The sequence below is a fragment of the Pseudonocardia sulfidoxydans NBRC 16205 genome, from assembly GCF_007989085.1.
GTDB lineage: Bacteria > Actinomycetota > Actinomycetes > Mycobacteriales > Pseudonocardiaceae > Pseudonocardia > Pseudonocardia sulfidoxydans.
Map to the genome: position 1 here is coordinate 38,031 of NZ_BJVJ01000030.1, position 23,534 is coordinate 61,564.

Genomic DNA, 23,534 nt, shown 5'->3' on the forward strand with positions numbered 1-23,534 from the left:
GCACGTCGGGACGCACGTCAGTACCTCTCCGGCCGCAGCAGCGCGACCAGCAGGTACACGAGCAGCGCGAGCGCGACGACGCCGCCCACCACGTTCGTCACGACGTCGGCGGTGCTCACAGCCGCTCCAGACCGCGCAGGCACAGCACCAGGACGACGAACCCGCCCACCAGCAGCAGTGCGTACAGCACATCGGCCACCGGACAACTCCCTCGGACACCCTCGCCAGACCCTCTGGCGCAGACGTCGCCGAGTGTCGGTCCGGCCGGCGGTCCGCAGCGGTTTCCCGACGCGACCTTGACGCCCTCACCGGCGGTCTTGACGCGATCCTGACGCCCGCGAGACCACCGTCACCCGTGAGCCGATCACTGGCCTGACCACCACACCATTGAGCACATAGTCAAGTATTGACCTCAGCAAGTATCACGCCTTACGGTCCCGCCCGTCCTTGCTCTGCCCGTTGGGAGACCAGTAGTGCACATCGCCGAGGGTTATCTGCCGCCGCTGCACGCAGCGGCCTGGGGAGTGGCGGCCGCACCGTTCGTGATCCACGGCGCCCGAGCCGTGGTCCGGCAGGTCCGCGAGGAGCCCGACACCAAGCTGCTGCTCGGCGCCGCCGGAGCGTTCAGCTTCGTCCTCTCCGCACTGAAGATCCCGTCGGTCACCGGCTCCTGCTCGCACCCCACCGGCACCGGCCTCGGCGCGGTCCTGTTCCGACCACCCGTCATGGCCCTGCTCGGGACGATCGTCCTGTTCTTCCAGGCCGTGCTGCTCGCCCACGGCGGGCTCACCACCCTGGGCGCCAACGTCTTCTCGATGGCGATCATCGGTCCCTGGGTCGCCTACGGCGTCTACCGGCTGACCCGCCGCCTCGGCGGCGGCCTCGGCCTCGGCGTCTTCCTCGCCGCGGCGCTCGGCGACCTCGCCACCTACTGCGTGACCAGCGTCCAGCTCGCCCTCGCGTTCCCCGACGCCGCGTCCGGCATCGGCGGCGCGATCGTCAAGTTCGGCTCCATCTTCGCCATCACCCAGATCCCGCTCGCGATCAGCGAAGGTCTCCTGACGCTGCTCGTCGTGCGCCTGCTCGTCCGCATCAGCCCCGACGAGCTGCGCCGCCTCCGCATCCTGCCCGCGGCCACCCCCGCCGCCTCGAAGGAGGTCGACGCGTGAAGCGGTCGACGCTGCTCAACTGGCTCATCGTCGTGGCCGTGGTGGCCCTCGCCGCCATCCCGGTGCTGTTCATCGAAGGCGAGTTCGGAGGTGCCGACGGCATCGCCGAAGAGTCCATCACCGAGTCGCACCCGGACTACGAGCCGTGGTTCAGCTCCCTGTACGAGCCGCCGTCGGGCGAGATCGAGTCGGGGCTGTTCGCGCTGCAGGCCGCGATCGGCGCCGGCGTCGTCTGCTACTACTTCGGCGTCGCCAGGACGAAGCGCCGCTTCGCCCGCGAGGCCGCTGCCGCCGCCGCGGCGGCGGAGGGTGAGTCCGACCGTCCACAGCCGGTCGACGCCCGCGACTCCTGATGCTGCCGCTCGACGCGGCCGCCTACACCAACCGCTGGCGCACCCGCCACCCCGGCGAGAAGGCCCTGCTGTCGCTGGGCCTGCTCGTGCTCGCCGTCGCCCTGCCGACCTGGCCCGGCGCCGCGATCGTCGGCGTCGCCGCGCTCGTCCTCGTGCTCGGCCCGGCCGGGCTCGCACCGCGGGCGCTGTGGCGGGCCGTGCGGGTACCGCTCGGGTTCGTCGTCACCGGCATGCTGCCACTGCTCGTCGCCATCGGCGGGCAACCCTGGATCGCGTGGGACCCCACCGGCTGGCCCAGAGCCCTCGAGCTCGGCGGCCGCGCCGTCGCCGCACTGCTGTGCCTGCTGCTGTTCGCGGCGACGACACCACTCGCCGACCTCCTGCCCCGGCTCGAGAAACTCGGCGTCCCGCCCGCCGTCACGGAGATCGCGTCGCTCATGTACCGCATGCTGTTCCTGCTCCTGGAATCGATCCGGGTCATCCGCGACGCCCAGGCCGGCCGGCTCGGCTTCCGCACCTGGCCGACGACCTTCCGGTCCCTCACCGGCCAGGGCGCCGCCGTCTTCGTCCGCGCCTTCGACCGGGCCCGCCGCCTCGAACACGGCCTCGCGTCCCGCGGCTACAACGGCGCGCTGCACGTCCTCGTCCCGGCCCGCCCGATCTCGCCACCGTTCCTGATCGCGACGACCGCGCTGCTCGCCGCGATCGTCGCCTCGACCCTGCTCCTGGCACCCTGATGGCCACCCCCGTACTGCAGGCCGCCGGCCTCGTCTTCTCCTACGAACCCGGCCGGCCCGTCCTCGTCGGGGCCGACCTCGAGATCCACGAGAACCGCCGCCTCGCCGTGCTCGGCCCCAACGGCGGCGGCAAGACCACCCTGTTCCGGCTCCTGCTCGGCCTCCTCGAACCCACCGACGGCGCCGTGATCGTCGACGGCACCCCCCTGCGACGCAAGCGCGCCGACCTGACCCGGCTGCGTGAACGCGTCCAGCTCGTCCTGCAGGACCCCGACGACCAGCTCTTCGCCGCCGACGTCGCCCAGGACGTGTCCTTCGGCCCGCTCAACCTCGGGCTGCCGCGCGCCGACGTCGAGCAGCGCGTCGACACCGCGCTCACCGCGCTCGGCGTCGCGAACCTCGCCGACCGCCCCACCCACCTGCTGTCCTTCGGACAGAAGAAGCGCGTCGCGATCGCCGGGGCCGTCGCCATGCGCCCGGGCGTGCTGATCCTCGACGAACCCACCGCCGGCCTCGACCCCGAAGGCGTCGAGGAGCTCGTCGCCACCCTCGACGACCTGCACCGCGCCGGGACCACCATCGTCCTGTCGACCCACGACGTCGACCTCGCCTACCGCTGGGCGCAGGAGGTCGCCGTGGTGCACGACGGCCGCGTCCACACGACGACCGCCGACGCCGCCCTCACCGACGTCGAGCTCCTGCGGTCGGCACGGCTGGGACCGGCCTGGGCGCCGGCGGTACGGGAGCTGCTGCGCGCCCTCGGCTCCGACGCCGCCCCCCTCACCGCGACGGACCTGCACGCCGCCGTCGCAGCGCTCCGGCCCGACCGCGCCGCAGGCGCACCCCCCGCCCCTGCCCACCGGGTCAGAGACGCTGCGCGTCCGTCGGCGGCGTCCACGGGACCCGGTCGAACACCTCCGTGATCTCGGGCTCCCCGACCACGTTGCTCGGCGGGAGCCAGCCGAGCTGATCGGGGATCTCCCGCACCTCGACGCCCGCCAGTCCCGCGCCGCCGTCCACCCTCAGCACCGGGTGGTAGACACCCACCATGGAGCCCGCCGGATCCATCACCGTGAAGTACACCCCCACCTCCCGCTGCTCCAGGAACCGGTAGGTGACGTTGAAGGCGATCTCCTCCTGGGGATGCACGACCGCGTCGGGGAACGGGAGTTCGTCGTCCGGATGGGTGAGGTCGTAACCCGCCAGCGCGAGCGTGTAGCTGCTGTTGTTGATCACGGTGAAGGTCCGGTGGTAGACGGCCCGCGACGACGCGTTCCCGTCGACCACCCCGGCCGTCCGGGAGACGCCTGTGGCGTCGGTCGAGGGCGCGGCAGCGGCCGCGGACACCCCGGCCGTCCCGAGCAGCGCGGCCGCCATCACCGTGGCGGCACCGAACGTGGTGATCATGCGCATGACGACTCCTGGTTCGAGGCGCCGGGTCGCGGTGCGTCCCCCGGCGCGGTGGTTGCGGCTGCTGCCGCTACGACCACCGTGCCGTCCCCCGGCGCCGCCCGCGGTCGGTCGACCGAAGGGTGCGGCGGTGGACAGCTGCCCCGGCCGATCGGGGGACCATCGGCTCCGCAGGTCCGGAGGCGGGGTGGCCCGCCACCCCGCCCTCCGCGAACAGCTCCGGCACCGCGTCGCGGATCCGTACCCGGGCTGCGCGGGCCCTCCTCCCGGGGTGCGCGGGCCCCGATCTTCAGACGAGGCCCGCGCTGACCCTGAAGTCTTACTTCTTGCCCCAGATGCCGGCGAACATTGCCTTGTAGTCGAATCCCTCCGGCTCCCAGAAGTTCGGGAACGAGGCAGCGTTATCGGCGGTGACCAGACGTGCCGGGACGGCAGTCGCGTCGTAGAGCGGGAGGCCGGCCATCCTGCGAGCGGCCTGGTCGATCGCGACGTAGCCGAGGTAGCCGAACGGCGAGGTGACGGAGACGGCCTGCTCACCGCTGGCGATCAGCTTGACGTTCTCCGGAGCACCGTCGAATCCAGTGATCTTGACGTCCTCCCGGCCCTGGTCGGCAGCCGTGCGGGCCATCGGGGCCGACACCGAGTCGTAGGGCGTAACCGCGAAGTCCATCGAGCCGCGCGGGTTCTGCGCGAGCGCAGCGGTCCAGAAGGGCGGGCCGGGCTTGGCCAGGTCCGAGGTCGCGATGTCGGTCGAGTCCATCTCGATGCTGTCGCCGCACTGCTGGAGCTGCTCGACAACCGAGTGGACCTGCAGTGTGCTGACGGGGTACGCCGGGTCGTCGTAGACCTGCACCGTGCCCTTGCAGTTCGACTGCGTGATGATCCAGTCGCCGATCAGATGACCACGCTGCACGTTGTCCGGGGTGACCTGGATGACGGCGTCCTTCAGGGCGTCGCCGACCGGGTTGTTGAAGGCGACCTGGACGATACCGGCGTCGGCCGCGGCCCTGGCCGTGTCGACGATGTCGTTCGGGTTCGCGCTCGCGTAGACGATCGCGTCGTACTTCTGATTGATGGCCTCGTTCACGAAGCCGGCCACCTTGTCCGCCCGGAACTCGGAGTCGAGGATGGGCGAGGGCGTCCAGCCGGCCAGCTCCGCGGCCTCGACGACCGCTGCGGACTCCGCGGCACACGCCGCGGCGGCTTGCGAGCAGCTGATCACCATGACTTTCTTCGTGCCCGGGTCGAACGGTTCGGTCGGCGGCTTCTGGATGTCGTCGGCGGTGGTGCGCAGGGCCTGGTCGATCCGCTGCTGGGCCGCGGCGACGATCTCGGCCTTGGCAGGGTCGGCCGCCGAGGTGGCGGTTGCGTCACCGGCGGCCGACCGGTCGCCGGAGCCGCATGCGCTCAGCAGGAGCATCCCGGCGGTGGCGAACACCGCCGCCGCGATTCGGGCGCGTGGATGGTTCATCGGTTGAGACTCCTTCGATGGTGTGTCGGTGCGAGTTGCCCGGTCAACGCCGGTCCTTGGACGTGAGTAGGCGCGAGGCGGCGACGGCGGCGACGAGCACGCCGCCGTTCACGACCTCGGCCCAGGTGAAGGGGACCCCGCCGATGATCAGTGCCTGGCGGATCCAGACCACGAACAGACCGCCCAGGATGCAACCCCAGACGTGCAGCCGGCCGGTGGAGAGCAGGACGGTCGAGAGGAAGGCCGCGGCGTAGGCCGGCAGCAGCATCGGCTGCGCGACGTCGACCGCGACCGAGCCCTGGTTGGCGGCGAGGACCACGCCGGCGACCGACGCGAGCAGGCCGGTGATGACGAACGCCATCGTGGTCTGACGCTCCACCTTGACTCCGGCCAACCGGGCGGCCCGCGGGTTCCCGCCGGTGGCGTACAGATACCGCCCGAAGACGGTGCGGGTGAACATCAGCCACATCACGATTGCCACCAACAGGACGAACGCGACAGTAAGGGGCACCAGACCCGTGATCGTGGGCCAGATCGCGATCGCGACGGCGGCGCCGACAACAACACAGGCGACCCGGATCGACCTGAGCGATGGGGTCGCGGCCGGCGCCCGGAGGGTGCGGACCACGTACGCGACGGCACCGACGAGGAGCAGCGCGAGCACCACCCACATCACGACGGCGGGCACCTTCGACGAGAAGCTCCCGAACGACTCGCGCCCGGCGAACCAGCCCGGGAGACCCTCGTCCGGAACGAGCACCGTGCCGTTCCCGTACACCCGGGACGCGCCGAGGAAGACGCCGCCGGTGCCGATCGTCGCGATGAACGCGTTGATCCGCATCTTCACCACGAGCAGGGCGTTGACCAACCCGCCGACCACGCCCACCGCGAGGCTGGCGACGATGGCCAACCACATCGGAAACCCGTTGTCGGCGTAGAGCCCCGCGCTCAGGTACGCGGTGAGGGTCGCCATCCCACCGATGGACAGGTCGAACTGGTTGACGCTGAGGATCGTCACGGCGGCCAGGCCGAGCACCAGCAGCGGCACGTTCTGGTGGAGGTCGAAGATGCGGTCCTGCGCACTCAGGAACGAGCCGCCGAGCCACAGGCTCAGCACGGCGAAGAGCACGAGGAACACGATGAACGTGATGCTCGACCGCAGGAAGTTCGACAGGCCGAGCCGGTTCGCGCCGGAACCGGCGCGTTGTTGCGTCACCGCGAGTGTCGCGGACATTGAGGAACTCCTTGGCTGGTCAGTTCTCAGAGGACGAGTGCCATGGACTCAGCGTCGAGCTCGCTGCGGGGCCACGGTCCGCGGACACTGCCCTCGTGCAGGACGCCGACCCGGTCGCAGACCGCGAACAGGTCCTCGGCGTCGGAGGTGACGACAAGGATCGCGACGCCACCGGCGGCGAGTTCATGGATGACCCGGTAGAGCTCGTGCCTGGTCGCGATGTCGACGCCCCGGGTCGGCTCGCAGATGATCAGGAAGTCGGCACCGGTCACGAGCGCCCGCCCGAAAAGGACCTTTTGCTGGTTGCCGCCGGAGAGGGCGCCGAGGGGCAGGTCCGGGTCCGGGGGCTGCACGTTGAGGGCATCGACCTGGTGTTCGACGTCGCGTCGCTCCCGACGCAGCGAGAGCAGCCCCCGCCTGCGCCACTGTGGCAGGGCCGAGAGGGTGAGGTTCTCCGACACCGAGATGTCGGCGATGGTGCCCTCGGTCTCGCGCTGAGGCGCGACGATCGCCAACCTTCGGCCGTGGAACGTCCGCGCGCCCGAGCGCGGGCGGGCGATTCCGGCGGCGAGATAGGCCACGTCGTGCAAGCCGGAGCCGACCAGGCCCGTCAGGCCCACGACCTCGCCCCGCTCGACGTGCAGGTCGACGGGTCCCACCTGGCCGACAAAGGCCCGATCGAGAGCAAAGACCGCCCGGCCGTCCGCCGCACGGCGGACCCGGGCGGTGTCCGAGGGTGCGGCCGTCTGATGGCCGAGGATCTCGGCGAGCTGACCTTCGTTGTCCGGGTCCAACTCCTCGTCGAAGGCGATCGCGCCGTCGAGGAGGAGCACCACACGGTCGCAGCAGCTGCGGACCTCCGAGAGCTTGTGGGATACGAAGAGGACCGTCGCACCGTCGCTCGTCAGGTCCTTCAGGGTCGCGATGAACCGGCGGGCGTCGTTCGGGGGCAGCGTCGAGGTCGCCTCGTCGATGACCAGGAACCGCGCGCCTGTGCTCAGCAGTCGTGCGACGGCGAGGAGCGCCTTCTCCCCCGCGGAGAGCTCACGGGCGGGAAGATCCAGCGGCACGTCGAGGGCGACCCGTCGCAGGGCCTCGGACGCCGCTCCACGCTCCGCACCCAGGTCCAGCAGGGGGCCGGCGCGTCGTAGCGGGGGCAGCCCGAGGCGCAGGTTCTCGACGACCGTGAGGTCGTCGACGATGCCGAGGTCCTGGTGGACGAAGCCGACCTCGGGCAGTGTCGTGAACGAGCCGACGGGGCGGCCACGGAACTCGATCGCACCCTCGTCAGCGGCGTGGACGCCATCGAGAATCTTGATCAGCGTGCTCTTGCCGGCGCCGTTGGGGCCCATCAGACCGACGAACTCGCCCTCGCGGATCGTCAGGTCGAGCCCGACGAGGACGGCGTTGGGGCCGAACGACTTGCGCAATCCGCGGAGGGTCACGACGGGGGTCGTCCGGGGAGGTGCATCGTCGCTCGTCATGAGGCCTGCCTTTCTTGCAGCTCCGGTCAGAGCGCAGGTCGCGGCCGGAGGGGCACGAGGTCGACCGAACACCCTTCACCGGGTGTGTCGGCGAGAACTGGAAACCGATCGGGCGGCACGCGGACGGGGCCGTGGCGCGCGTGGGTTCGAGAGTTGCGGACGGGTCGGTACCGTATCAGTGGCCCATGTCACTAGCAACGGTCCGTGGCGAGACGTGGACCATAACGCCGCTGATGAGCAGCCCTTTCACCGAGATGTCGACCAGTTCTCAGATGTCGAGCCGCTTGTCGGTGATCGGCGCCACTGTTACGGTACTGACTGGTCCGCAACTGACCGGTCACAGCCTCCGGCCAGATACGGAAGCGGACGTCCGAATCTCCGGCGTCCGTGTCACCCGCACCTGCGTCCCGCCCGGAAGGGCGTCTCGCCGGATCGTCGACAGTCCCAGTCCGACCCAGCAGGAACTCCGGGAGGTACCCACACCATGACCACAGGGCAGCCCGCGCGCACCACAACCCGTCCGACGATCGCGGTCATCGGCGCCGGCCTGTCGGGCCTGTTCATGTCCAAGGTCTGCCAGGACCGCGGGATCAACCACGTCGTATACGAGAAGGCGTCCGAGGTGGGCGGCACGTGGCGCGACAACACCTATCCCGGAATCGGCGTGGACAGTCCGGGCGGCTGGTACAACCTCCCCTTCGAGGAGAAGTACGACTGGAGCCGCCAGTTCGCCCCGGGCGGGGAAATCCAGGACTACCTCGTCGGCGTGGCGGACAAGTACGGCCTGCGCCGCAACATCCGGTTCAACACCGAGGTGTCCGAGTGCCGCTGGCAGGGCGGTCGGTGGTCCATCGAGTTCGCGGACGGTTCCTCCGCCGTCGCCGATGTCCTGGTGGTCGCGACCGGGTTCATCCGGGTCCCGACCATGCCCGACGTCAAGGGGATCGAGGACTTCGCCGGCCCGTGGTTCCATACCTCGAAGTGGGACCACTCGGTAAAGCTGGAGGGCAAGCGGATCGGGGTGGTCGGCACCGGATCGAGCGGCATCCAGATCACCACCGCACTGGGCAGGCGCGGTCTCGACGTCACCCAGTTCATCCGCACCCCGCAGTGGGTGTGGTCGGTGAAGAACCCCGAGAACCCGCAGGTGGTCCGCCGGCTCTTCGACCGGGTACCCGCTGTCGGTCGCTGGGTGCAGAAGAAGCGCCTGGAACGGTTCACCTCCAACGTGCGGGCGGCCAAGTACGGCACCGACTGGCGGCTGCACCGCGGTATCGGCCGGGAGGAGGCGATCCAGGCGTTCCAGGCCGACCTGGCGTCGATCCGCGACCCCGAACTGGCGGCCAAGATGAGGCCGCGCGACCTGCCCGGCTGCAAGCGCATCCCGCTGGCGCCGGGCTACTACGACACGATCCAGCGTCGCAACGTCACCATCGTGCGCGGCTCGATCGACCACGTCGAGGAGCGCGGCCTCGTCACCGACGACGGCACGATGCACGAGCTCGACGTCATCGCCTGGGCGACCGGCTACGACACACACGGCTACTTCAAGCCGATCAAGATCTACGGCACCGGTCCCGAGGAGCTCAGCGAGCTCTGGGACGGCAACCCGCGTTCCTATCGCGGAATGATGATGCCCGGCTTCCCGAACCTTTTCGTCGTCCACGGGCCCTACGCGCCGGTCAACAACATCCACACACCGCTCGCGACCGAGGACATGATCGGCTTCATCATGAAGGCCGTCGACTACATGGTGCAGCACAAGGTCGCCGTGATGCCGACCGTCGAGGCGATGGAGACCTACCTGTCCTGGGTACGTGCTCCTGCTCCACACACGACGTGGGGTTCCAAGCAGTGCGAGAACTGGTACACGGCCGCCGACGGCCACACCGTCCTGTTTCCCTACGAGCGGCCCGAGCACATCGCGATGTACTGGTCCTTCGACGCCGGCGACTGTGAACTGATCCCGGTGGGCGCCGGCGGCCGCGTCGCCGAGCACGCGTGAACGGGCCGGCCATGACCACCGACCTGCAGCAGGCGCGCCTGGAGCCGCGTGCACACACCCGAGCCAGCGTGGAGGAGCTCGCCCGGCGCTACTCGACATGGGGCCGGTGGGGCGCCGACGACGAGCTCGGCGCGGCCAATCACGTCACCCAGGAGACAGTCCGTCACGCGGCCGGCCTGGTGCGCCGGGGTGCGGTGTTCCCGTTGGCGCTTCCCCTCGAGGGCGACGGACCACAGCTCGGCGCAGGCGGCCGGGTAAACCCGCAGCACGTGATGCTCCGGACGCCGGCGGAGGAGATGTTCGACGACGGCGGCCTGGTCCGGTTCTCCGACGACGCCGTGTACATGGCACTGCAGTGCTCGACGCAGTGGGATGCGCTCTGCCACATCTTCTACGACGGACAGGCCTACAACGGCCGGGACTTCTCCTCGGTCGGCGCGGTGACGGGTGCCCGCCACAACAGCATCACGAACCTGACCGACCGGGCCGCCGGCCGCGGGGTGCTCCTCGACGTCGGCCGTTTCGTCGGCCGCGAGCTCGAGCCGGGCGAGAGCATCCAGCGCGAGCACCTCGAGGCGTGCGCGCAGGCACAGGGCGTCCAGGTGGGCACCGGCGACTTCGTCCTCGTGCGGACGGGCCAGATGACGCAGCGCCGCGGCGCCTGGGGCGACTTCTCCGGTGGCCCGGCGCCTGGGCTGGGTGTGAGCACCGCCGACTTCCTCTGCCCCCGCGACGTGGTCGCGGTCGCGACTGACACCTGGGGGATCGAGGCACTGCCCTATGAGGCCCCCGACGTGGTCGCTCCCCTGCACGTGATCCTGCTGGCCTACGCCGGCATCTACATCGGCGAGATGTGGGACCTCGACGCGCTCGCGGCCGACTGCGCCGCCGACGGTGTCTACGAGTTCTTCCTCACCGCGCCACCCCTGACCATCACGGGATCGGTCGGTTCCCCGATCACCCCGCTCGCCATCAAGTGAGGGACACGATGACCGACAGCAACCGGGCCGACGCGAAGTACGTCGCCTACGACACTGTGGACGACGGCACGATCGCCCTGATCACGCTGAACCGTCCGCGCCAGCGCAATGCCCAGAACCGCGGGCTGCTCGTGGAGCTCCACGACGCGTTCCTGCGCGCCGAGGAAGACGACCAGGTCCGCGTCGTGGTGCTCCGCGGTGCCGGCCCGACCTTCTCCGCCGGCCACGACCTCGGCTCGTCGGCCGCGGTCGCCGAGGAGACCCCCGGTCCCGACCAGCACCCGTCATTCGGCATCAACGGCGGCACCCGTGGGCCCGTCGAGCGGATGATGTTGCAGGAGTGGCACCACTTCTTCCAGAACACCAAGCGCTGGCGCGACCTGCGCAAGATCACGATCGCGTCGGTGCAGGGCCAGGTGTACGCCGCGGGGCTGATGCTGGCCTGGTGCTGTGACCTCATCGTGGCGGCCGACGACACCGACTTCGCCGACGTGGTCGGCACCCGGCTCGGCATGTGCGGCGTGGAGTACTTCGCTCATCCCTGGGAGTTCGGGCCGCGCAAGGCCAAGGAGTTGTTGCTCACCGGCGACTCCATCGACGCCGACGAGGCGCATCGCCTCGGCATGGTCAGCAAGGTCTTCCCCGTCGACGAGCTCGAGGATCGGACCCTGGAGTTCGCCCGCCGCATCGCCTCGGTGCAGACGATGACCGCGCTGCTGATCAAAGAGTCTGTGAACCAGACCGTCGACCAGATGGGCTTCTCCAACGCGCTCGCCTCCTGCTTCTCGATCCACGAGGTCGCGCACGCCCACTGGATGACGATGACCTCCGACCGCTCCGTCGTCGCGACCCCCGAGGTCGGGATGCCCGAGTGGCGCGACGCACTGCCGATCGTGCCCGCAGAGAAGGGCACCGTCCGCGCGGCCGACCGGACGGCGACGAGCTGACCATGGGGCAACCGAACCCAGACGCCGCGAGTCTCACCCTCGGCGAAGCGATGCGCTCCGCGGTAGCTGCGCACGGAGACCTCGAGATGGTCGTGAGCCAGGAGCGGCGCATGACCTTCACCGAGGTGGACGCCGCGTCCCGAAACCTGGCCGGCCGCCTGCTGGCCGCGGGCGTCGGCAAGGGAACCCGGGTCGGGTTGTTCTTCACCTATGGCCACGAGTGGGTGGTGTGCTTCCTCGCGGCCGTGAGGATCGGCGCGCTGGCGATGCCGTTGAGCACGCTGTCGACGCCGGCCGAGCTGGGGGCGCTGGTGCGGCGCGGCAACGTCGACACACTGCTGGCGGCCGGCTCGTTCCTCGGCCGGCGCGTAGCCGACGAACTCGCCGAGGCACTGCCCGCGATCGGCGCTTCCGGCTCGCCCGAGCTGGCGATCGAGGACGCGCCATACCTGCGGCGGGTGTGGCTGACCGGGGACACGGCCCCGACCTGGGCCTCACTCCTCGACCTCGATGCCGCCCCGGGGCCCGGGCGACACCTCGTCGAGACGGCCGAGCAGGCGGTCGTGCCCGCGGACCTCGCAGTCGTCGTGCACACCTCCGGCTCGACCGCGGAACCGAAGGGCGTCGTCCACACTCACGGGTCGGTCCTACGCGGCTGCGTGCCGATCCGCGACGACTTCCGGGTGACCTCCTCGGGTGATCCGGCGCGCGTGCTCTGCGCGATGCCGTTCTTCTGGGTCGGCGGGGTGTTGACCGTGGTGTCGGCCGTCCTGGCGCCTGCCACCCTCTTGACGATGCCCCGGGTCGAACCGGGCGAGGGGCTGCGGATGGTCGAGCAGGAACGGGCGTCCCACCTGATGGGTTGGTCGACCGTCACCCAGTCCATGCGCTCGCATCCCGACTTCGCCACCCGCGACCTCCGGTCGCTGCCGCACCTGCTCGAGGGCCCTGCTGAGATCGCCCTGATAGACGTCCCGGTCCCTGGCGTGCCGCGGCACCGCGGGATGAGCGAGACGATGGGCACATTCGCCGGCGTCGAGACCCGGGTGGTGGACCCGACGACCGGGGAGCGGGTCGCCGCCGGGACCGAGGGCGAGCTGCACGTCCGCGGTCCCGGCCTGATGAATGGTTACTACAACCACGAGCGGCATGAGGTGCTCGACCCCGACGGGTGGTACGCCACCGGGGACCGCGCCTATCTGCTCGACGGGTACCCAACACCGTTCTACGTCGGCCGCTTCTCCGAAATGATCAAGACGGCTGGCGCCAACGTCGCCCCGCGCGAGGTCGAGCTCGCCCTCGAGGCGCTGCCCGAGATCAAACACGGCATCGTCGTCGGGCTGGAGAGCGCCGACCGGGGCGAGGAGGTCGTCGCGGTCGTCGTGACGGAGGACGGGCACGACTTCGAGCGGGCCCTCGTCGTCTCGGCGGCCCGACGAGAGCTCGCGCCGTACAAGGTCCCGACCCGATGGTTCGTCACCGCGACGGACCGCATCCCCTGGCTCGGCTCGGGCAAGCCCGACAAGCCGGCACTGCGTGCGGAGCTGCGTTCGGGAGCGCTCGACGCGGACGAGGTCCGCTCCGATCCCACCAGCTCGAGGAGCCTCGTATGACCCTGACCGAAGACGTCGCCCAGGACCGGCATCCCGTCGAGACCCCAGAGGAGTTCGGGGCCCGGCTGCGCCGATGGCTGCGATCGGCGACGGAGAACCTCGCCCCCTCGGCCACGACGTTCGCCGACCGTGCAGCGACCCACGCGGCCATGTACGACGCGGGCCTCTTCGGTATGACCTGGCCGATCGAGCTGGGCGGCCGGAGCCTGCCCACGACTTACCAGACCGTCTTCAACCGCGAGGTCGCCGGGTTCGAATGGGCCATCCCGGACTCGTCGGTGACGGTCGGCATCTGTGCGCCCACGATGGCCGACCACGGCACACCGGAGCAGCAGGCGAGGCACATCAGCCGGATGCTGCGCGGCGACGAGGTCTGGACGCAACTGCTCTCCGAGCCTGGGGCGGGCTCCGACCTCGCGGCGGTGAGCGTGCGGGCGATCCGCGACGGCGACGACTTCGTGCTCGACGGCCAGAAGATCTGGACTTCGGACGCGGTCGAGGCCGACTACGCGCTCGCGCTGGTGCGCACCGACCCCGGGCGGCCTCGGCACGGCGGGCTCAGCATGCTGATCGTGCCCCTCTCGGAGCCTGGGGTGGACATCCGCCCGCTACGTGACATGACCGGCGACGCGCCCTTCAACGAGGTCTTCCTGAACGAGGCCCGGGTTCCGGTCGCCAACCTCGTCGGCCGGGAGAACGAGGGCTGGACCGTGCTCACCACGATGCTGCGTCACGAGCGGATCGCGCTCAGCGCCGGCACGGCCGGGGCCCGGATGGACGTCGACGCCTTCGGTGCACTCGTGGCGCTCGCGCGGGCCCGCGGGGTGCTCGACCGCACGGACGTCCGCGACACCCTGGCCGAGGTCTTCGTGCAGCAGCGAATTCTCGACATCACGGGCCGCCGGATGCGGGAGGGGCTGGAGAGCGGCGAGCTCCAGGGCCCCGCCGGTTCCCTCGGCAAGATGGGCACCGCGATGGCCGCCCGGGCCGTCGCGGAGGCGACCCTCAAGATCGAGGGCATGGAGGGTGTCGCCTGGCGCCCCGACGACGGGCAGGTTGCCCGGCGGATGCGCGAGGTCCTGCAGTTCCCGAAGCCGGGCATCGCCGGCGGTACGACCGAGATCCAGAAGAACGTCGTTGCCGAGCGCCTGCTCGGGATGCCACGCGACCGCTGACCGGCTCTCTTCCGATCTCCACACCCTCCTGGAGCGACATGTACATCCCTGTCACGCTGACCGAGGAGCAGAAGGCGCTCCGCTCCGCGGTACGCAGCCTGTTCGACGCCCACATGGACGAGGATCGCCGGCGTGCAGCCATCGACAGTGAGCGCGGCTACTCCGAGGACCTCTGGCAGCTGATGGCCGAGATGGGTCTGCACGCGCTCGTCGTGCCCGAGGAGTACGGCGGTGCGGGCGGCGACATGAACGACCTGCGCGTGGTCTTCCACGAGGCCGGCCGGGTCCTGCTGACGGGCCCGTTCTTCGCCTCCGCGGCAATGGCCACGCCGCTGGTGATCGAGGCGGCGACCGACGAGGCCCGCCGGCACCTGCTCCCGGCGCTGGCGGCCGGTGAGCTCGTGGCCGCGCCCGCCATCTGCGAGGAGTCCGGCAGCTGGAATCTCGACGACGTCCGGTTGCCGGCGACCGTGCGCGGCGGCGAGGTCGTGTTGGAGGGCACCAAGCATTACGTCCTCGACGCACTCGTCGCCGACGTGCTGCTGGTAGTCGTTCGCACCGGGGACGGACTCGCCCTCGTCTCGGTCGCGGCCGACGATCCGCGCGTCGAGATCGAACGGCTCGAGACCCTCGACCTCACTCGCCGGGTGGCTGCCGTTCGGTTCCACGGATGCACGGGCCGGCTGCTATCGGCGCCCGGGCAGGACGTCATCGAGCAGCTGCGGAAAGCTCTCGACGCGGCCGTGGTGGCGCTGGCCGCCGAGCAGAGCGGCGCGATGGAGGCGCTGTTGGAGTCCGCGCTCTCCTACACCGGCCTGCGCCATCAGTTCGGCCGGCCGATCGCGACGTTCCAGGTGATCAAGCACAAGCTCGCGGACATGACGCTCGACGTGGAGCGTTCGCTGTCAGCAAGCTCCGAGGCCGCGCGGGCCTTCGTCGACCCGGCCCAACGGGCGGTTGCGGCCAGCACCGCCAAGGCGTTCGCCTCCGACGCGTTCGTGAAGGCGGCAACCGAGCACATCCAGGTGCACGGCGGCATCGGCTTCACGTGGGAGCACCATGCTCACCTGTACTACCGGCGTGCTGCCAGCAGCCGCGAGATCCTCGGGAGCCCGCAGGAGCACCGAGGCCGGATCGTGTCGCTGCTCCTCGATGACATGCCGGAGCTCGCCGAGACCGCTGGAGTTGCCGGTGTCTGATCTCGAGGAGATCCAGCGGCTGGTGACCGTCTACAGCTTCCTCTTGGACGACCAGCGCTACGACGCGCTGGCCGCCCTGTTCCTCGAGGATGCGGTCATGTGCTTCGGCGCTACGACACTGCACGGGCCGGAAGAGATCGCCCGCGGTGTCGCGGCGATCCAGCCCACCCCGCCCGGCAAGCACCTGACCGGTCCTGCTGTCGTTGACCTCGTGGACACGGGCTCGGCACACGCGTGGGCCGACATGTTCACCCTCCTGCCGGGACCCGACGGGTTCATCCTCGGAGGCACGTTCCGATACCACGACAGGATTCGTCACACCGACGCCGGCTGGCGCTTCGCCGCCCGGTACATGACCACGCCGGGGTCCGCGCCGCGCCTCGACGCGCCGCCCGTCCCGTTGCGCTGAACGTTCGACACGAGAAGGTGAGCACCACCATGTCCCGCGAGGAGTCTCCGCTCGCCGTGCAGTTCAGCGCGGCTCCCGAGCGGGTGCCGTACGAGGCCCCGGCGCCCGAGCCGGAGCAGCCTGCCGACGGCGTGGACTCCGACGGGCCGCCTGAGGAGGACGTCTCGTCGAAGCCGCCGCAGCGGCAGCGGCCGGCAGGGGGCCGGCCCCGCGACCCGCGGGTGGACCGGGCGATCCGCGATGCGGCGACGCAGATCTACGCAGAGGAGGGCTGGGCCGGGTTTCAGTTCGACGCGATCGCCAAGCGCGCCGGGGTCGGCAAGTCGGCGGTCTACCGACGCTGGGCGACCCGCGAGGATCTCGTCATCGAGGCCATCCGCGGCATGGACACCGCCGCCGTGGTCGGCGACGCCGCCACTTTGCGCGAGGCCCTGACCCGGATCGCCCGCGAACAGCTCGAGTGGTGGGGCGACACCCCCGGCGCGGCGTACCTCCGGCTACAGATGGACCAGGTCAAGCTGCCGGCCCTCGGGGACCTCTACTCGACCCGGGTTCGGGGCCCGCTTCTCGACGTGGTCCGCGGGATGGTCGGCAAGGCCGTCGCCAGCGGCGAGGTGCCGCCGGGCACCTCCACGACCCTGCTCGTCGAGATGCTCAGCGGCGCCATGATGATGCGGATGGGCTCCAGCAGCCGCGCCAATCGGCAGAAGCTGGTCGACAACCCGGACGAGTACATCGCGCTGCTCGTCGACTACGTCCTGGCTGCCGCCACGGCCGGCGGCAAGCGCCGGTGACGGCCGTCACCCGTCGCGTTCGTATCGCCTACGGCGAGCACGGGCTCGACATCGACGTCCCGGTCGACGCGACCGTCATCGAGCCGCTCTTCGAGCGGGCGGCCGACGACCAGGAAGCCGTGCTCCGCGACGCGCTACGCCGCCCCGTCGCCGGCCCGCCCCTGCGAGAGCGCGTCCGAGGCCGCGGCTCGGTGGCGATATCGATGTGTGACCTGACCCGCCCGCAGCCCCGGCAAGCCATGGTGCAGGCGATCCTCGACGAGATCGAGGGGCTCGTGCCGCTGCGCGACGTCGTCGTGCTCGTCGCGACGGGCACCCACCGTGGAAACACGGCCGAGGAGATCCGGGAGATGCTCGGCGACGAAATCCCGCGACAGGTCCGCGTCGTCAACCACGACGCCCGGGACCGGAGCACGCTTCTGTGGTGCGGTGTGCGCGGCGACGGCGTACCGGTCTGGCTCAACCGGGAGTGGATGGACGCCGGCGTTCGCATCACGACCGGGTTCGTCGAACCGCACTTCTTCGCCGGCTTCTCCGGCGGACCCAAACTCGCCGCGCCCGGGCTGGCCGCGCTGGAGACCGTGATGGTGCTGCACGACGCGCGTCGGATCGGCCATCCGGACGCACGGTGGGGAGTCTGCGAGGGCAATCCGGTGCACGACGACATCCGCGCGATCGCGGCGGAGACGGGAGTCGACTTCGCCTTGGACGTCATCCTCAACCGCGACAAGGGCATCGTCGCGGCATACGGCGGCGCCCTGGCCGAGATGCACGCGGCCGCCCGGTCCCACGCCCGCCGGCTGAGCATGCGCGAGGTCGACGCGCCGGCCGACGTCGTGGTGACCACCAACTCCGGCTATCCGCTCGACCAGAATCTCTATCAGGCCGTGAAGGGCATGTCCGCTGCCGCCCAGGTGGTGCGCCCGGGTGGGACGATCGTGTGCGCGGCCGAGTGCCGTGACGGGTTCCCCGACCACGGGGAGTACCGCGAGATCCTCCAAACGGCACCGTCGCCGCAGGCGCTGCTCGACAGCATCCGGAGCCGCAGGGATACCGTGCCTGACCAGTGGCAGGTGCAGATCCAGGCGCGGATCCAGGTGCAGGCCGACGTTGTAGTCCACGCCTCGTACCTCTCGGACGCGGACCTGCGGCAGGCCCACCTGCAGCCCACGCACGACATCAGCGAGGTTGTCGCGGACCGCGTCGCCCGAGTGGGCGCGGGCGCCCGCGTCGTGGTGTTGCCCGAGGGGCCGCAGACGATCCCGTACCTGGCCGCGCGATGACCCGCGTCCTGGTTGCCCCGGACAAGTTCAAGGGCACGCTGAGCGCGAGCGAAGTAGCCGACGCGGTGGCGACCGGCCTGGGCGAGCACGGCGTCGAGACGGTGCGGATGCCCCTCGCCGACGGCGGCGACGGCAGCGTCGACGCCGCCGTCGCAGCTGGCTTCACTCGCGTCGGACCCGCGGCATACGCCGGTGCGACCGGGGTCGTCGAGGTGGCCAACACCTGCGGCGTCGTGCTGGTCGGCACCGGCGACCCGATGGGTGCGTCAAGCGTGCCGTTCGGGCAGACGGTCGCGGAAACGGCCAGGAACGGACGGCGCCGGATCGTGCTGGCCCTCGGTGGCAGCGCCTCGACAGATGGCGGGGCCGGTCTGCTGGCTGCGTGCGGGTACTCCTTCCTCGATGCCCATGGCCACGAACTCGAGCCGTGCGGTGCGACGCTCGAACGCATCACGCGCATCCGTCGGCCCGATCGCGACCTCATGGACGGCATCGATCTCCTCATCGCCGGTGACGTCGAGAACCCGTTGCTCGGCGCCCATGGAGCCGCCCGGGACTTCGCTCCGCAGAAGGGCGCCTCACCGGCTCAGGTCGAGCGGCTCGAGGTCGGTCTGGCCAACCTGGTCGCCGTCCTCGAACGCGACGTCCGTCCGGACGCCACCTCGCTCGCCGGCCTGCCCGGCAGCGGAGCGGCCGGCGGTCTCGGCTTCGCGGCCCGCGTCCTCGGGGCCGAGATGACCTCCGGCGCCGCCTTCTTCCTCGACCTCCTGGGGTTCGACACCGCGGTGGCCGACTGTGCTGCCGTCGTGACGGGCGAGGGACGGCTGGACGTACAGACCCTCGGAGGCAAGCTGCCGGCCGTCGTCATCAGGCGTGCCGCAGGTCGACCCGTCCATCTCGTCGTCGGGCGGGACGACCTCGGTCTCGAGGGCGCACAGCGACTCGGCGCCGCATCCGTCTCCGCGGTCGTCGACCGGACGACATGCGACCCCGCCGACGATCCGGGCCTGTCCCGGTGGTTGTTGCGCCGCATCGGCCACGACCTGGCGAGCCGGGTCGGCACACCCGCGTTCCGCGGTTGATGGCCACCCCAGCAGGTGCCCCACGCGTCAACCTCGCGCCTTCACCAGCAGCTTCCATCTCGAGACCATCACGGTCTCGTCCCGCTGGTCGACGATCTCACGGGCCATGGTGACGACGCCGCGGCCGGGTTCCTGCCCGGCTTGCAGCCGGTGATGGTCAGGTTCAGTTCCCGTCGATGTGGCACGACCGGGTGGATCGGCCTGGGCCTGGCGGAGGCTGAGTCTCCATACTCCCCCGGCGGCCGCCGCCCTCCTCAGATTTCGCAGTTGCTAATGTTTGCAACTGATGAGCGCGTGTGAAGATGGGACGCCGAAGGAGGTGGGCGTTTGTGAGCACGCCGCTGTATCAGGCGAAGGCGGAGTTCTTCAAGACGCTGGGCCACCCGGTGCGGATCCGGGTACTGGAGCTGTTGAGCGTGCGCGAGCACGCCGTGTCGGAGCTGTTGGCCGAGATCGCCGTCGAGCCGGCGAACCTGTCGCAGCAGCTGGCGGTGTTGCGCCGGGCCGGTCTGGTGCGCACGCGCAGGGAGGGTTCGGCGGTGTTCTACTCGCTGACGGGCCCGGAGGTGTCGGAGCTGCTGGCCGTGGCGCGGGCGATCCTGACCGGTGTCTTGTCCGGGCAGGCCGAGTTGCTCGAGGAGTTGCGCCTGGCGTGATCGGTGACGGCGCCGGGGTGGTCCGGTGCTGAGCCTGTGGCAGGCGATCCGTCGGGTCGGCCGGGTGGCGGAACCGGCCCCCGCGGGGCCCGCGGGTCCGGCTCCCGCGGCGGCCGGTGAGCTGGCGGGGTCGGTGCAGGTCCGACACGTCGACGCCGGTTCGTGCAACGGCTGCGAGGTGGAGATCGGCGCGGCGTTCGGTCCGGTGTACGACGCGGAGCGCTACGGCGCCCGACTGGTCGCGTCGCCGCGGCACGCGGACGCGTTGCTCGTCACCGGTGTGGTGACCCGGAACATGGCCGAACCGCTGCGTCGCACCTACGAGGCGGTCGCCGAGCCGAAAGCCGTCGTCGCGGTCGGTGACTGTGCCCGCAACTGCGGCGTGTTCGCCGGGGCCTACGGCGTCGTCGGGGCGGTTGCCGACGTCGTCCCGGTCGATGCGGAGGTCGTCGGCTGCCCGCCGCGCCCGGAAACGATCGTGGCCGCGCTGCGGTTGCTCACCGGTCGGTGAACCCGGTGAACGCGGTGGTCCGGTGAACGCGGTGGCCTGGGGCCTGGTGTCGGCGGTCGCCTTCGCAGCGGGCGGGACAGCCGCGGCTCCGGTCGTGCCGCGCCGTCACCGGCCGGCGGTGACAGGCGGCTGCGTGGTGGCGGCCGGGCTGCTCGGGGCCGTCGCAGGGGTGGTCGCGATGACCGGTACGGCCTGGTCGGTCGCACTGCCCGGGTTGCTACCGCTGACCGGTCTGGAGTTCGACGTCGACCCGCTGTCGGGGGTGTTCCTCGCGGTGGGGGGCGCGGTGGCTGTCGCGGCCGGCATCTTCGCGGTCGGCGCGACGCGACACGGCCTGGACCGGCCCGGCGTGCAGGCCGCGCTGCCGGCGTTCATCGGGTCGTTGCTGCTGGTCCCGGCCGCGGGCAGCATCGGGACGTTGCTGTGGTGCTGGGAGCTGATGGCGCTGACGTCGCTGGTGCTCGTGGTGGCCGAGCACCGGGAGCGTCCCGCCGTGGCGTCGGCCGGGCTCTGGTACGCGGTGATGACGCACGTCGGGTTCGTGGCGATCATGGTCGGAATGCTCGTCGCGGCGGGTCCGGCCGAGGACGGGTCGTTCGTGGCCGTCCGCGCGGGTGCCGCCGACCTGTCGCCCGCGGCGGCGAGCCTGGCGTTCCTCGTCTGTCTGGCCGGGTTCGGGTCGAAGGCCGGGATGGTGCCGCTGCACCCGTGGCTGCCGCGGGCTCATCCGGAGGCACCGAGCCATGTGTCGGCGTTGATGTCGGCGGCGATGGTGAACCTGGGGGTCTACGGGGTCGTGCGGGTGGGGATCGACCTGCTCGGCGGTGGCCCGTCGTGGTGGTGGGTCACGGTGCTCGTCCTCGGCGCGGTCTCGGCGGTGTACGGGATCTTGCAGGCCGCCGTCGGCAGCGACCTGAAACGGCTGCTCGGCTACTCCACGACCGAGAACATGGGGCTGGTCCTGGTCGCCGTCGGCGCCTGCGGGATGTTCGCCGCCGGCGGGGACCGCGCGCTCGCGGGCCTGGCCCTGACCGCGGCGCTGCTGCACCTCATGACGCATGCGGCGTTCAAGACGGTGCTGTTCCTGTCCGCGGGTTCGGTCCTGCACGCGACCGGCAGCCGTGACCTGGACGCACTCGGCGGGCTGCGGAGCCGGATGCCTGTGACGACGGCGGCGTTCGGGGTCGGCGCGCTGTCGGCGTCGGCGCTGCCGCCCGGCGCGGCGTTCGTCAGCGAGTGGCTGCTGCTGCAGGCGCTGATCCACGGGCTACCGGCCCCAGGCGTGGTGCCCGCGGTGGTGCTGCCGCTCGGGGTCGCCGCGATCGCGCTGACCGCCGGGCTCGCCGTCGCGACGTTCGTCAAGGCGTTCGGGATCGGGTTCCTCGGCCGGCCACGCAGCGGGGCGGCCGCTGCCGCGACCGAGAGCGGGCCCGCGATGCTGGCCGGGATCGGGCTGGCCGCGCTCGCCTGCGTGGCGCTGGCGGTCGGGCCGACCGTGGTGCTCCCGACGTTGGCCGACATCGCCGGCGGTCTCGTGCACGCCGCGCCGGCGGTGACCGGAACGGTCGCCATCGAGCTCGTCGGGGTGACCGGCGTGCTGTCACCGCTGCTGCTCGTCGCCGCGTCGGCCGTGGGAACGGCGTCGGTCGTGGGCGGCGTGCGGCTGTTGGCCCGCCGCCGCGACCGCCGGCGGGCGCGGCTGTGGGACTGTGGGGCCGGCCCGCTCTCGGCGCGCATGGAGTACACGGCGACGTCGTTCGCCGAGCCGCTGCAACGGGTGTTCGACGGCGTGCTGGCCTCGGAGCAGGACGTCGACGTCAGCCATCACCGGGAGTCGCGCTACCTGGTCGCGGCGGTGTCCTACCGGCGTGCGCTGCCCGACCGGGTCGAACGCCGGCTCTACACACCGCTGCTGCACGCGATGACGACGTGGGGTCGTGTCGGCCGTGGCCTGGCGACCGGGAGCGTGCACCGCTACCTCGGCTACGGGTTCGTCACGCTGTGCGGGCTGCTCGCCCTGCTCGTGGTGACCCGGTGACCGCGCTCGGCGTCGTCGGCGGCGTGCTGCAGGCCGCGGTGGTCGTCGGCGGCGCGCCGCTGCTGCTGGGCCTGATGCGCCAGGTCCGGGCCAGGCTGGAGGGCCGCGCCGGGCCGGGCATCGGGCAACCCTGGCGTGACCTGCGCAAGCTGCTGCGCAAACAGTCGATCACCCCGCGGGGCACGACTGAGGTCTTCCGGGTCGCCCCGGTGCTGTTGGTAGCGATGACGCTCGTCGTCGCGGTCGTCGCCCCACTGGTCACCACGGCGTCGGCGGTCCCGGCCGTCGCGGACCTGTTCGTCGTCGTCGCGCTGCTCGCGCACGCCACGGTGGTGATCGCGCTCGCCGGGCTGGACAGCGGGACCGCGTTCGGGGGGATGGGCGCGAGCCGCGAGGTGACGGTCCTCGCGCTCGTCGAACCGACCGCCCTCGTCGCGATCTTCGCGCTCTCCGTGCCCGCCGGCTCGACGAGCCTGCCGGCGATCGTCGGCACCGTTCTCGACGACCCGCAGCGACTGATCTCGCCGACCAGCCTGCTCGCCGCGGTCGCACTGGCGACGGTGATCGTCGCCGAGACCGGACGGCTGCCGGTGGACAACCCCTCCACCCACCTCGAACTGACCATGATCCACGAGGCGATGGTCCTGGAGTACGCCGGACCGGACCTGGCCCTGGTGGAGCTGGGCTCGGCGATGCGGCTGTCGGTCTACCTCGGGTTGTTCACCTCGCTGTTCGTGCCGTGGGGGATCGCCACCACCGCGACCCCGCTCGCGCTGGGCGTCGGCGTCGCCGCGCTCGTGGTCAAGGTCGGGGTCGCGGGAGCGGTGCTGGCCGCGCTCGAGGTGTTCCTGGCCAAGCTGCGGCTGTTCCGCGTGCCCGAGCTGCTCGCCGGGTCGTTCCTGCTGGCCCTGCTCGCCGTCACCACCGCCTACGTCCTCGGCTGACCCGAGATCGACCCGAACAGAGGACACACCGGAATGGACC

23 protein-coding genes are annotated in these 23,534 nt (G+C 71.1%); 18 read left to right on the forward strand and 5 right to left on the reverse strand.

Annotation, left to right across the window (positions count from 1 at the left end):
- Positions 1-17 precede the first annotated feature (17 nt).
- Positions 18-119 (reverse strand): K(+)-transporting ATPase subunit F, encoded by a 102-nt coding sequence (kdpF, locus tag PSU4_RS15900; protein WP_147108762.1) that lies wholly within the window; start codon positions 117-119, stop codon positions 18-20.
- 354 nt (positions 120-473) lie between these two features.
- Between kdpF and PSU4_RS15905 the strand changes: the two genes are divergently transcribed.
- From PSU4_RS15905 to PSU4_RS15920, 4 genes are read left to right on the forward strand one after another with little or no spacing between them, the layout of a single operon-like run.
- Positions 474-1,169 carry an energy-coupling factor ABC transporter permease gene (locus tag PSU4_RS15905; protein WP_147108765.1) on the forward strand — a complete coding sequence of 232 codons (696 nt, stop codon included), beginning with the start codon at positions 474-476 and terminating at the stop codon, positions 1,167-1,169.
- On the forward strand, positions 1,166-1,522 hold the full coding sequence (locus tag PSU4_RS15910) for an energy-coupling factor ABC transporter substrate-binding protein (protein ID WP_147108766.1): 357 nt from the start codon (positions 1,166-1,168) through the stop codon (positions 1,520-1,522). Before PSU4_RS15905 ends, PSU4_RS15910 begins: the two co-directional genes overlap by 4 nt.
- Positions 1,522-2,259, forward strand: a complete 738-nt coding sequence (gene cbiQ, locus PSU4_RS15915; protein WP_147108769.1) for a cobalt ECF transporter T component CbiQ — start codon at positions 1,522-1,524, stop codon at positions 2,257-2,259. Before PSU4_RS15910 ends, cbiQ begins: the two co-directional genes overlap by 1 nt.
- A complete protein-coding gene (locus tag PSU4_RS15920) occupies positions 2,259-3,182 on the forward strand; it encodes an energy-coupling factor ABC transporter ATP-binding protein (protein ID WP_147108772.1) in 924 nt (307 codons plus the stop codon). Before cbiQ ends, PSU4_RS15920 begins: the two co-directional genes overlap by 1 nt.
- On the opposite strand, the gene PSU4_RS15925 is transcribed toward PSU4_RS15920, so the two are convergent.
- The 4 genes from PSU4_RS15925 to PSU4_RS15940 form a co-directional block, all read right to left on the reverse strand.
- Positions 3,124-3,672 carry a hypothetical protein gene (locus tag PSU4_RS15925; protein WP_147108774.1) on the reverse strand — a complete coding sequence of 183 codons (549 nt, stop codon included), beginning with the start codon at positions 3,670-3,672 and terminating at the stop codon, positions 3,124-3,126. The two genes, PSU4_RS15920 and PSU4_RS15925, sit on opposite strands and share 59 nt — an antisense overlap.
- 316 nt (positions 3,673-3,988) lie before the next feature.
- Entirely contained in the window at positions 3,989-5,140 is a 1,152-nt protein-coding gene (locus tag PSU4_RS15930; RefSeq protein WP_147108777.1) for a sugar ABC transporter substrate-binding protein, read from the reverse strand.
- Between the two features lie 43 nt (positions 5,141-5,183).
- Entirely contained in the window at positions 5,184-6,374 is a 1,191-nt protein-coding gene (locus tag PSU4_RS15935) for an ABC transporter permease (RefSeq protein ID WP_147108780.1), read from the reverse strand.
- A 26-nt stretch (positions 6,375-6,400) separates the two neighbouring features.
- The gene (locus PSU4_RS15940) at positions 6,401-7,819 is read right to left on the reverse strand and encodes an ATP-binding cassette domain-containing protein (RefSeq protein ID WP_186816984.1); all 1,419 of its coding nucleotides are present in this window, start codon (positions 7,817-7,819) and stop codon (positions 6,401-6,403) included.
- A 523-nt stretch (positions 7,820-8,342) separates the two neighbouring features.
- Between PSU4_RS15940 and PSU4_RS15945 the strand changes: the two genes are divergently transcribed.
- From PSU4_RS15945 to PSU4_RS16010, 14 genes are all read left to right on the forward strand, one after another.
- On the forward strand, positions 8,343-9,863 hold the full coding sequence (locus PSU4_RS15945; protein WP_186816985.1) for a flavin-containing monooxygenase: 1,521 nt from the start codon (positions 8,343-8,345) through the stop codon (positions 9,861-9,863).
- Between the two features lie 11 nt (positions 9,864-9,874).
- A complete protein-coding gene (locus PSU4_RS15950; protein WP_147108788.1) occupies positions 9,875-10,843 on the forward strand; it encodes a cyclase family protein in 969 nt (322 codons plus the stop codon).
- A gap of 8 nt (positions 10,844-10,851) precedes the next feature.
- A complete protein-coding gene (locus tag PSU4_RS15955; RefSeq protein WP_147108791.1) occupies positions 10,852-11,790 on the forward strand; it encodes an enoyl-CoA hydratase in 939 nt (312 codons plus the stop codon).
- 50 nt (positions 11,791-11,840) lie between these two features.
- Positions 11,841-13,403, forward strand: a complete 1,563-nt coding sequence (locus PSU4_RS15960; protein WP_281290688.1) for a class I adenylate-forming enzyme family protein — start codon at positions 11,841-11,843, stop codon at positions 13,401-13,403.
- Complete coding sequence (locus PSU4_RS15965; RefSeq protein ID WP_186816987.1) at positions 13,400-14,578, forward strand: acyl-CoA dehydrogenase family protein; 1,179 nt, start codon at positions 13,400-13,402, stop codon at positions 14,576-14,578. Before PSU4_RS15960 ends, PSU4_RS15965 begins: the two co-directional genes overlap by 4 nt.
- 38 nt (positions 14,579-14,616) lie before the next feature.
- On the forward strand, positions 14,617-15,777 hold the full coding sequence (locus PSU4_RS15970; protein WP_147108800.1) for an acyl-CoA dehydrogenase family protein: 1,161 nt from the start codon (positions 14,617-14,619) through the stop codon (positions 15,775-15,777).
- Positions 15,770-16,186: a nuclear transport factor 2 family protein gene (locus tag PSU4_RS15975; protein ID WP_186816988.1), complete on the forward strand. Its 417-nt coding sequence runs from the start codon at positions 15,770-15,772 to the stop codon at positions 16,184-16,186. Before PSU4_RS15970 ends, PSU4_RS15975 begins: the two co-directional genes overlap by 8 nt.
- A gap of 29 nt (positions 16,187-16,215) precedes the next feature.
- Positions 16,216-16,980, forward strand: a complete 765-nt coding sequence (locus PSU4_RS15980; RefSeq protein WP_147108806.1) for a TetR/AcrR family transcriptional regulator — start codon at positions 16,216-16,218, stop codon at positions 16,978-16,980.
- A complete protein-coding gene (gene larA, locus PSU4_RS15985) occupies positions 16,977-18,263 on the forward strand; it encodes a nickel-dependent lactate racemase (RefSeq protein ID WP_147108809.1) in 1,287 nt (428 codons plus the stop codon). The genes PSU4_RS15980 and larA overlap by 4 nt, the downstream gene beginning before the upstream one ends.
- Entirely contained in the window at positions 18,260-19,345 is a 1,086-nt protein-coding gene (locus PSU4_RS15990) for a glycerate kinase (RefSeq protein WP_147108812.1), read from the forward strand. Before larA ends, PSU4_RS15990 begins: the two co-directional genes overlap by 4 nt.
- A gap of 329 nt (positions 19,346-19,674) precedes the next feature.
- Complete coding sequence (locus PSU4_RS15995; RefSeq protein WP_147108815.1) at positions 19,675-20,001, forward strand: ArsR/SmtB family transcription factor; 327 nt, start codon at positions 19,675-19,677, stop codon at positions 19,999-20,001.
- Between the two features lie 25 nt (positions 20,002-20,026).
- A complete protein-coding gene (locus PSU4_RS16000; protein ID WP_222596277.1) occupies positions 20,027-20,512 on the forward strand; it encodes an NADH-quinone oxidoreductase subunit B family protein in 486 nt (161 codons plus the stop codon).
- Between the two features lie 22 nt (positions 20,513-20,534).
- Positions 20,535-22,550 (forward strand): proton-conducting transporter transmembrane domain-containing protein, encoded by a 2,016-nt coding sequence (locus PSU4_RS16005; RefSeq protein ID WP_147108818.1) that lies wholly within the window; start codon positions 20,535-20,537, stop codon positions 22,548-22,550.
- Positions 22,547-23,494 (forward strand): respiratory chain complex I subunit 1 family protein, encoded by a 948-nt coding sequence (locus tag PSU4_RS16010; RefSeq protein ID WP_147108821.1) that lies wholly within the window; start codon positions 22,547-22,549, stop codon positions 23,492-23,494. The genes PSU4_RS16005 and PSU4_RS16010 overlap by 4 nt, the downstream gene beginning before the upstream one ends.
- Positions 23,495-23,534: the final 40 nt, after the last annotated feature.

Excerpts from the sequence above, each read along its gene's own strand:
- PSU4_RS15955 (WP_147108791.1), top strand. The coding sequence starts at position 10,852 with ATGACCGACAGCAACCGGGCCGACGCGAAGTACGTCGCCTACGACACT.
- PSU4_RS15930 (WP_147108777.1), bottom strand. The coding sequence starts at position 5,140 with ATGAACCATCCACGCGCCCGAATCGCGGCGGCGGTGTTCGCCACCGCC.
- PSU4_RS15945 (WP_186816985.1), top strand. The coding sequence starts at position 8,343 with ATGACCACAGGGCAGCCCGCGCGCACCACAACCCGTCCGACGATCGCG.
- PSU4_RS15935 (WP_147108780.1), bottom strand. The coding sequence starts at position 6,374 with ATGTCCGCGACACTCGCGGTGACGCAACAACGCGCCGGTTCCGGCGCG.
- PSU4_RS15950 (WP_147108788.1), top strand. The coding sequence starts at position 9,875 with ATGACCACCGACCTGCAGCAGGCGCGCCTGGAGCCGCGTGCACACACC.
- PSU4_RS15920 (WP_147108772.1), top strand. The coding sequence starts at position 2,259 with ATGGCCACCCCCGTACTGCAGGCCGCCGGCCTCGTCTTCTCCTACGAA.
- PSU4_RS15925 (WP_147108774.1), bottom strand. The coding sequence starts at position 3,672 with ATGCGCATGATCACCACGTTCGGTGCCGCCACGGTGATGGCGGCCGCG.
- cbiQ (WP_147108769.1), top strand. The coding sequence starts at position 1,522 with ATGCTGCCGCTCGACGCGGCCGCCTACACCAACCGCTGGCGCACCCGC.
- PSU4_RS15980 (WP_147108806.1), top strand. The coding sequence starts at position 16,216 with ATGTCCCGCGAGGAGTCTCCGCTCGCCGTGCAGTTCAGCGCGGCTCCC.
- PSU4_RS15970 (WP_147108800.1), top strand. The coding sequence starts at position 14,617 with ATGTACATCCCTGTCACGCTGACCGAGGAGCAGAAGGCGCTCCGCTCC.
- PSU4_RS15965 (WP_186816987.1), top strand. The coding sequence starts at position 13,400 with ATGACCCTGACCGAAGACGTCGCCCAGGACCGGCATCCCGTCGAGACC.
- PSU4_RS15960 (WP_281290688.1), top strand. The coding sequence starts at position 11,841 with ATGCGCTCCGCGGTAGCTGCGCACGGAGACCTCGAGATGGTCGTGAGC.
- PSU4_RS15990 (WP_147108812.1), top strand. The coding sequence starts at position 18,260 with ATGACCCGCGTCCTGGTTGCCCCGGACAAGTTCAAGGGCACGCTGAGC.